General features: G+C 66.0%; 5 protein-coding genes. 3 read left to right on the forward strand and 2 right to left on the reverse strand.

Annotation, left to right across the window (positions count from 1 at the left end; genetic code table 11):
- Positions 1-1,159, reverse strand: a 1,159-nt coding sequence (locus QMC81_11245; GenBank protein ID MDI6908044.1) for an MBL fold metallo-hydrolase, incomplete at its 3' end; no start/stop codon positions are given.
- Positions 1,160-1,273: 114 nt separating this feature from the next.
- Complete coding sequence (gene uvrB, locus QMC81_11250) at positions 1,274-3,310, reverse strand: excinuclease ABC subunit UvrB (GenBank protein MDI6908045.1); 2,037 nt, start codon at positions 3,308-3,310, stop codon at positions 1,274-1,276.
- A 297-nt stretch (positions 3,311-3,607) separates the two neighbouring features.
- On the opposite strand from uvrB, the gene QMC81_11255 reads away from it, so the two are divergent.
- The 3 genes from QMC81_11255 to QMC81_11265 all read left to right on the forward strand — a co-directional run bounded on the left by QMC81_11255 (position 3,608) and on the right by QMC81_11265 (position 7,352).
- Entirely contained in the window at positions 3,608-4,399 is a 792-nt protein-coding gene (locus tag QMC81_11255; protein MDI6908046.1) for a M48 family metallopeptidase, read from the forward strand.
- Positions 4,400-4,450: 51 nt separating this feature from the next.
- Positions 4,451-6,625 carry a DUF3160 domain-containing protein gene (locus QMC81_11260; GenBank protein MDI6908047.1) on the forward strand — a complete coding sequence of 725 codons (2,175 nt, stop codon included), beginning with the start codon at positions 4,451-4,453 and terminating at the stop codon, positions 6,623-6,625.
- A gap of 88 nt (positions 6,626-6,713) precedes the next feature.
- Positions 6,714-7,352 carry a VCBS repeat-containing protein gene (locus tag QMC81_11265; GenBank protein ID MDI6908048.1) on the forward strand — a complete coding sequence of 213 codons (639 nt, stop codon included), beginning with the start codon at positions 6,714-6,716 and terminating at the stop codon, positions 7,350-7,352.
- The last annotated feature ends 212 nt before the right edge of the window (positions 7,353-7,564 follow it).

A 7,564-nucleotide genomic window follows, 5' to 3' on the forward strand; every position in this document is an offset into this window, starting at 1 on the left:
CCAGCACCGTGAAGTAATGGTTCAGTTCGGTCAGCGGCGAACCGCTCCCCCAGGCCCGGTTTTCGTTTTCCAAGACGCCGCGGGCCGCCGGGTGAAGGAACACGCGGCTGCCGAACTCGGCGGCGAAGCAGCCGCTCATCCCCGCATGATCCGCGTCGGCATGGCCCAGGTAGATACGGCTTACGCGTGCGGGGTCCAGCCCGTTTTCGCGTAACATCCGCTTCACGTCCTCGTAGTACACACCATAGCCGCCGTCCACCATCACTATTTCTTCGGCACTTTCCAGGAGGTGGATATTCCCTCCGGTCGGGAGACGAAAAGCATGGAAGACAACGCCTCCCAGAGGAAGCGCCGGGAGCCGGCGATAGGAAAAGGCGGAACCGGTTCGCGAAAGGGAGGCCGAGGCGAAGACCAGCACATTGGTGAAGACCTCGCCCGCTTCCAGATCCTTGCCCGCCTCCCGGCTGAATCTGGTCAGCGCCTCGGACATGCGCCGGGACGACTCCACAACCCCCTTCAGCCGCTCCGTATCCTCGCCCCCCAGCAGCCTTTTCAGTTTAAAGAAAAACCGCTCCACAAGATTGAGACCGATAATGTTTTCGGTTTCTTCCCGCTCCGCGCCCTGATAGTGCAACCCGTAATAGTAACCGTGCTCGTTGAGGTCCTGCAGAAGTTCGCCTATCTCCCGCGCGTTTTCCGTGATAAGAGTGACCGTTGCCGCCGTCTCGCAAACGGCTTCATCATATGCCATGTGGATGACGTTGGCTTTATGGTCACGGAGCAAAGCGGCAAAGTCGGCCAGGGTGCCCGGTCTGGGCTGCAGAGACACCCGTATTTTAAGGATATTCCGGGTGTCGAGCACACCGAGCTCCGGGGAGGTCGTATGTGCCTCGCCGTCGAACATACCCTGCTCGTTCAGGTCCCGGCAGGCCTCCTGCAACGCCCGGAGGTTGTCGCTCCTTCCCTGAATCATCACCCGGTTCGGATGCGCCGACCGGTTATAGTAAAAGGACGTGATATTCACCCCGTGACCGCCGAAGACACCGGCCAGCGTCGCCAGCGAGCCGGGGCGGTCGGCCACAAAGACCATCGCCCGGCAGAGGTAGTCGTCCTCATCGCCTGACACAAAGCGGTAAATGCGGAACAGACTATGGCACACCGTAAAATCCCTCCGAAAAGCCTTTTCCCCGAACGGCGGATCCCGCCCGCCGCCGTTTCGCTCAAGCTGTTGCCGCCGGTGCAAGGGCCGCCATCCCCGCTGTTCCAACCTCCATTACACCCCGTGCGGGGGGACAAGGGCTTCCTCCGCCGCCCCGGTCACCGGGCGCGTGGTCTGGCCGCGGAGCTGCAGCCGCAGCTCGATGAGGGCGTCCCGGATCTCGGCGGCGCGCTCGAACTCCAGGCGCCGCGCGGCCTCGCGCATCTCCTTCTCCAGCCTGGCGATGGTCCGCTTGAGTTCGGTCTTCGTCATCCTCTTCTCCGGCACGGCGTAGGCCCCGGCCGGCTCGGCGGCGTGGGTGGCCTCGATGACGGCCCGCACCGCCTTTTTCACCGTCTCCGGGGTGATGCCGTGCCGGCGGTTGTATTCCATCTGCAGGCGTCGCCGGCGCTCGGTCTCGTCCAGCGCGCGGCGCATGGAGCCGGTGACCGTATCGGCGTACATGATGACCTTCCCGTTGACGTTCCGGGCGGCGCGGCCGGCGGTCTGGATCAGGGAGCGCTCGGAGCGCAGGTAGCCCTCCTTGTCGGCGTCGAGGATGGCCACCAGGCTGACCTCCGGCAGGTCGAGGCCCTCCCGCAGCAGGTTGATGCCCACCAGGACGTCGAAGGCGCCCAGACGCAGGTCGCGCAGGATCTGCATTCGTTCCAGGGTATTGATCTCCGCGTGCAGGTAGCGGACCTTGACGCCCATCTCCTTGAAATAGTCGGCCAGGTCCTCCGCCATGCGCTTCGTCAGGGTCGTGACCAGCACCCGCTCCCCGCGGGCGACGCGGACGCGGATCTCACCCAGCAGGTCGTCGATCTGGCCGCGCGTCGGGCGGACCTCCATCTCCGGGTCGACCAGACCGGTGGGCCGTACGATCTGCTCGACGACGCGGACGCTGTGCTTGAGTTCCCACGGTCCCGGGGTGGCCGAAACATAAACGTTCCGGCGGGCCTTGGCCATGAACTCGTCGAAGGTCAGGGGGCGGTTGTCGAAGGCCGAGGGCAGGCGGAAACCGTGCTCCACCAGGGCCGTCTTCCGCGAGCGGTCGCCCTCGTACATCCCGCCGATTTGGGGTACCGTGATGTGCGACTCATCGATGAAGATCAGCATGTCCTCCGGGAAGAAGTCGATGAGTGTGAAGGGCGGCTCCCCGGGGGCGCGGCCCGTGATGTAGCGCGAGTAGTTCTCAATGCCCTTGCACCAGCCGACCTCGCGCAGCATCTCCAGGTCGTAGTTCGTGCGCTGCTCCAGGCGCTGGGCCTCCAGCAGCTTGCCGGCGGCGCGCAACTCGGCCAGACGCTCCTCCAGTTCGGCCTCGATGCCGGCGATCGCCCACTCCAGGCGCGCCCTGGTGGTGGCGTAGTGGCTGGCCGGGAAGACGGCCACATGGTCCCGCTCGCCGAGGACCTCTCCCGTCAGGACGTCAAACTCCAGCAGGCGCTCGACCTCGTCCCCGAAAAAGTCGACACGGACGGCGCGCTCGGTGTAGGACGCCGGGTAGATCTCCAGGACATCCCCGCGCACCCGGAACTTGCCGCGGGTGAAGTTGACGTCGTTACGCTCATACTGGATGTCGACCAGCTTGCGCAGGACGGCGTCCCGGTCGTAGCTCTGCCCGCGGCGCAGGGAAAGGATGAGTTCCCGGTACTCATTCGGGTCGCCTAAACCGTAGATGCAGGAAACCGAGGCGACGATGATCACATCGCGCCGCTCCAGGAGGGCGGCCGTGGCCGAGTGCCGCAGCTTGTCGATCTCCTCGTTGATGTCCGAGTCCTTCTCGATGTACGTGTCGGTCTGCGGGATGTAGGCCTCGGGCTGGTAGTAGTCGTAGTAGCTGACGAAGTACTCGACGGCGTTCTCGGGGAAGAACTCCTTGAACTCGCCGCAGAGTTGCGCCGCCAGGGTCTTGTTGGGGGCGATGACCAGCGCCGGACGCTTTAAGGCCTCGATGACCTTGGCCATGGTGAAGGTCTTCCCGGAGCCGGTCACCCCGAGCAGGGTTTGGTGGGGCGCACCGGCCGTCAGGCTCTCGACCAGGCCGGCGATGGCGCGGGGCTGGTCCCCCCGCGGTTCAAAGTCCGAGACAACCTTGAAAGGCGGCATAAAAGAAGACAACCTCCCGCTTCCCATTATAGCAGAAGCGGGAGGCCGGAGCGGCGCCGGGGCGCCGGGGCACCGGGGCGAGCGGCCGTTCCGGCGCCGCCAGGGGCCGTCCCCGCCTCCCCGGAAGGCATCCCCGACGACCCGGAGCACAAACCCGGCGTCCCGGATGGCGAGGTTGGCGTCACAGATCTCGGCCTTCCGCAGCCTCCGCCGGTGCATCCGCGGCGAATGGAAGGATTTACGGGGCGGCGCGGCGAACGAGCGACGGAAACCACTTTGCCGAGGGAGTGCCCGCCCATGCCCAACCTGGTCCACCCCCGCGAGCCCCTGTACCTGGCATTGCTGCTGATCTGCGCCATTGCCTTCTACGTCATCCTGATCGTCTCCCTGGTGGGTATCGCCTACGTCCTCCTGGGCGTCCTGGCCGCCCTGGTCATCCACGGGCTCTTCATCGGTCACCTGCGCGGTAACGGGGTGCGCGTCGGCGAGACGCAGTTCCCGGAGGTCCACCGCGTGGCCCGGGAGCTGGCGGCGCAAATGGGCGTAAGCACCGTGCCGGACATCTACATCCTGCAGGCCGGCGGGCTTCTGAACGCCTTCGCCACCCGCTTCGGGCGGCGGAACTTCATCGTCCTCTACTCCGACGTCCTGGAACTCCTGGAGGAGAAAGGCGAGGCCGAACTGGCCTTCGTCCTGGCGCACGAGATGACCCACCTCCGCCGCCGCCACACGACCTGGCAGACGCTGCTCTACCCGGCGATGCTCGTCCCCTTCCTCGGCTCGGCCTACTCCCGTGCCTGCGAGTACACCTGCGACCGTTACGCCGCCTATTATGTCCCTCAGGGCGCGCCGGGCGGCCTCCTGGTCCTGGCCGCCGGACGGCGGCTCTTCCGGCGGGTCGACCCGGAGCGCTTCGCCGCTCAGGCGCGGGAGGCCGGCGGCTTCTGGTACTGGTTCGCCGAGGTTCTTTCCTCCCATCCCCACCTCTCCCGCCGCGTGGCCGCCGTCAGCGAATTCGCCCGTGGGTCTGTGGGCGCCGGTATACCGGTATCCCCGCCGCCCGCGGAAACCGGGAGCATTGGCTTTTAGCTGGCACAAATTTACGACTGCGGGGGTTATTGCTACAGGGGGGATGTAGCAATGAAAAACCGTAAGACCGTCCTGGCCTGGGGCCTTCTCGTCATCATACTCCTTCTGCTCCCGGCCGGCTGCAGTTGGTCGATCGCCCAAGGGCCGCGGGAGCCGGCACCGGCGTCGCCGCCCGCGGCCGCCACGGCCGCCGGTTTCGCCGCCTACCGGGAGGAGCCGGTGGTCAACGTGAAACCCGCCGTCCCGGCCTACCGCGTCGCTCCGGACCTGGGGAACGTCACGAACGCGGCACGTTTCAAATTCTCCCCGGCCGCCCGGGAGCTTCTCGCCCGCAATGGCTTCGTAGTCGTGCCCGCCCAGTACGACGAGTTCTTCTGGATTTATGAGATGAACCGCTACGAGGAATACCCCATCCCCAACTTCGTCACCACCGACGCCATGCTGCACAACTACCACCTCTACTTCAGCCACCTGCTGCGGACGCTGGAGAAGGAGAAGCTGCGCCCCGAACTGCAGGCCCTCGCCGCCTCCATGCTCTCGGGCGCCGAGGAGCAGTACCGCGCCCTGAAGGGCACGGCCTGGGAGACCGCCGCCCGGCGCAACGTGGCCTTCTTCGCCGTGGCCGCACGCCTGCTGGACCCCGCCGCCGCGGTGCCGGCCTACGTCCGCCCGGAGGCGGAGCGGGAACTCAAGCTGATCGCGGAGCATCGCGAGACGCAACTCTCTCCGGTGATGAACATGGGTGCGGCACCGGACCCGCTCGAGGGGCTGAAGGAGGACTACACCCAGTACATCCCGCGCGGGCACTACGACCGGTCGGACGAGCTGCGCTCGTATTTCAAGGCCATGATGTGGTACGGGCGGATGACCTTCCGCGCCAAGGACGACAGCGAGACGCGGTCGGCGGCGCTGATCACGCTGCTCCTGCGGGACCGGGACCGCTTCGCGCGCTGGGAGCGGATCTACGAGCCGACGGGGTTCTTCGTCGGCAAAAGCGACGACCCGGGCTACTATCAGTACGCGAAGCTGCTGAAGGAGGCGTACGGTAAGGAGCCCTCGCTCTCCGGCCTGACGAAGGATACGGCAAAGTGGACCGCCTTCCGGGCGGCGGTCGAAAAGCTTGAGCCGCCGGCCATCAATTCGATCCCCGTCTTCGACGAGAATATCCAGCCGGACCGGGAGCGGGAGATCAAGGGCTTCCGCTTCATGGGGCAGCGCTTCACCCTTGACGCCGCCGTCTTCCAGCGCCTGATCTACCGGGAGGTCAAGGAGAACGGTAAGGGCGAGAGAAGGCTTTTGCCCAAGGGACTGGACATCCCCGCCGCGATGGGCTCGGAAGAGGCCTATGCCATCCTGAAGGACATGGGCGAAACCGATTACCGGGGCTACCCGGAAAACATGCAGAAGATCAGGGACCACATCGCCGGCCTGGACCGGGAAACCTGGACCCAGAACCTCTACTGGAGCTGGCTCTACACCCTCCGGCCCCTGACCGAACCAAAGGGCGAGGGCTACCCCTCGTTCATGCGCAACCAGTCCTGGACGCGCAAGCAGCTCGCCGCCTACCTGGGGAGCTGGACCGAGCTGAAGCATGATACCATTCTCTACGCCAAGCAGGTCTACGCCGAGATGGGCGGCGGGGGCTACGAGATCGACGACCGCGGCTACGTCGAGCCCGAGCCGGCTGTCTACGCCCGCCTGGCGGCGTTGACCCGGATGACGATCGACGGGCTGGCGGCGCGCGACCTTCTTAACGAGCGCGACCGCGCCAGCCTGGAGCGCATGGAACAGCTTGCCCTGGCCTTGAAGGCCATCGCCGAAAAGGAACTGACCAACCAGCCCCTCACGGAGCAGGAACATGACCTCATCCGCTCCTTCGGCGGGCAACTGGAGCACTTCTGGCTGGAGGCCCTCCGCGACGAGGGGGTCGACCACCGGTCCGCGACCTACGAGAACCCGGCGGCCGTCGTCGCCGACGTGGCCACCGCCCCGCCCGATACCGTGTTGGAGGAGGCTACGGGGCACGTCTGGGAGATCTACGCCGTCGTCCCCGTGGACGGCAAGCTGCGCATCGCCAAGGGTGCCGTTTATTCCTACTACGAGTTCCCCTGGGCGGCGTCCGACCGGCTGACCGACAAGAAGTGGCAGGGGATGCTGCGAGACGGGCAGGCGCCGGAGCCGCCGGCCTGGACGCGGGCGTTCACCGCGCCGCCGATTGGGATGTGAAAAGTGAGATGTGGGATGTGGGAGGTTTGTAGGGATTCCCTGGCGCGAATCCCGGAACCAAGTTGAGAAGGTCTCAGGGGACGCCGCCGTGGTGAAACGGCGCGGGAGTATGCGGGGAACGGTTTTCCGGCGCCTGGCGGCTCTGCTCTTCCTGGTCTTTCTCCCGGCCGCGGTGCTCATCGGGGGGGACGCGCCCCGTACGTCCGGCGCGCCGGGCGTTTTCACCCAGGGGGACCTGGACGGGGACGGGCGGGCGGAGATTTACCTCCGGCACGACCGCGCCGTCGTCGTCTCAGAGGGCGGCAAGACCCGCTGGCGCTCACCGGACGAGTGGCGGGTGGAGGCTTTCGCCCTGGGGGACGTGAACAACGACGGGGCGGACGAACTGCTCCTATCGCTGTGGAAGACCGGCAGCTTCGGCCGCCTGCGCCCCTTCTGGCATACCGGGCCGGACGTGAGCTACAGGAACCACCTCTTCGTGCTGCGCTTCGCCGGAGATACAATGCGGGCGCTCTGGTGCTCCTCGAACCTGGACCGGCCCATTATGCGCCTGCGGGTCGAGGACGCCGACGATGACGGGGCGAACGAACTGGCCGTCCTGGAGGGCGACTACCTCCCGGTAGGCGGCGAGGTCTACACCGCGGACTTCGGCGCCGCGCGCCGGGCCGTCCTGCGCTGGGACGGCTGGGGCTTCAGTCTCGCGGCCCCAGGCGGCGGGGACGGGTGACCTATTGGGCTAACGGCGAAATGACACTGCGGGACGGCTGTCGGACGTGGGGGCATGGCTTGGCAGTAAAACTGCCTGGCTATTTTTTTATTTCAGAAGACCGAAAATCTTTGTGCATCCAAATGGCCCCCTAATGCGTCATGTTTACAAAGGGTCTGGTACCTGTGGGCAACACTTTATCGTTGCGAGAAGGTGGAAATCGAAAGCTGTAC

The sequence above is a fragment of the Thermoanaerobacterales bacterium genome, assembly GCA_030019475.1.
Lineage (GTDB): Bacteria > Bacillota > Desulfotomaculia > Desulfotomaculales > JASEER01 > JASEER01.

Excerpts from the sequence above, each read along its gene's own strand:
- QMC81_11255 (MDI6908046.1), top strand. The coding sequence starts at position 3,608 with ATGCCCAACCTGGTCCACCCCCGCGAGCCCCTGTACCTGGCATTGCTG.
- QMC81_11260 (MDI6908047.1), top strand. The coding sequence starts at position 4,451 with ATGAAAAACCGTAAGACCGTCCTGGCCTGGGGCCTTCTCGTCATCATA.
- uvrB (MDI6908045.1), bottom strand. The coding sequence starts at position 3,310 with ATGCCGCCTTTCAAGGTTGTCTCGGACTTTGAACCGCGGGGGGACCAG.